The following is a 1,258-nucleotide window of genomic DNA, read 5'->3' on the forward strand; positions in this document are numbered from 1 at the left end:
CTAAATATTTATTCTAATACTAAATTTTACCATTTTTTTTTTGCTAATGCAAACAATAAAAAAAAATACTGAAAAAACCTAAATTAAAATAGTAAGTGTCCAAAAATAACTTGAAAAAAATTGGATATACAGTACAATCATAAACGACTAAATTAATTGAAAGGAACTGTATACCCATGACTAATAATAACACAAAAATAGAAAATAATAAAGAGCTAAATTACAAACATTTAAATTATGTTGATAGAGTAATAATAGAACACGAATTAAAACAAGTTAATATGCTAAATATAACTAAGTTTGTTTCAAATCCAACAACTTCAAACAAAAAATTTTTTTGTAACGTTTTAAAAAGGATAGCTAAAATCTTAAATAAATCTCTAAAAACTATAAAAAGAGAAATAAAAAGAGGTACTGTTGAACAATTAGATTATATGCATAATAAGATTTTAATCTACTCTAAGGATACATCTAACCTTAGGTATACTAATAGTATCACTAATAAGAAAATTTCTCTTAAAATTGAAAATAATGAGGATTTAATTAAAGATATTGTTAAATTAAGTGAAAAGTATGAGATAAATTTTACTGTTCAAACACTATACAATTACATAAATAGTTCTTTTTTTGAAAGCTATGGTTACAAGAAAGAGAGTAATACTATCATCTATAAAAGTAAAGGTATTAAGACACACAAAAAGGCTGTTACTAAATCTGGAGGATTGAGCATAGATAAAAGAGCTGAGAGTATAAATAATAGAGAAGAATTAGTTCATTGGGAGATAGATAGTGTAGTTGGACTTAGAGAAGGTTCTGGAAAATCAATAATGACTTTAACTGAGAGAAAGACAAGAATTAATATTGTTTGTTTACTTGCTTCAAAAACAAATGAAAATGTAATAAAAGAGGTTAAGAAAATAATAAAGAGTAATAAATATTTAATAAAATCAATAACATCTGATAATGGAGCTGAATTTTCTAATGTAAAGGCAATAAGTGATTTGGGTGTTGATTGGTATTTTGCACATCCATATTGCTCTAATGAAAGAGGAAGTAATGAAAACAATAATAAAATGGTAAGAAGATTTGTTCCTAAAGGAACATCTATGGATCATTTAACAAAAAAAGATGTTAAATACATTGAAGATTTCATGAATAATTATCCAAGAAAAATTTTCAATTCTTTAAAATCTCTAAAAGTTTATGATAGTCTGTTAAATCTAGCTTAGTTAGATTTTTAGACACTTACTATTTTAAT

Annotated in this window: 1 protein-coding gene; it reads left to right on the top strand. The window is 23.9% G+C overall.

What is annotated here, in order from left to right; all coding sequences use genetic code 11:
• The first annotated feature begins 176 nt into the window (after nt 1-176).
• On the top strand, nt 177-1,229 hold the full coding sequence (locus AYC60_RS07125; RefSeq protein ID WP_067322972.1) for an IS30 family transposase: 1,053 nt from the start codon (nt 177-179) through the stop codon (nt 1,227-1,229).
• Nucleotides 1,230-1,258: the final 29 nt, after the last annotated feature.

This window comes from Streptobacillus felis (assembly GCF_001559775.1).
GTDB classification, from domain to species: domain Bacteria; phylum Fusobacteriota; class Fusobacteriia; order Fusobacteriales; family Leptotrichiaceae; genus Streptobacillus; species Streptobacillus felis.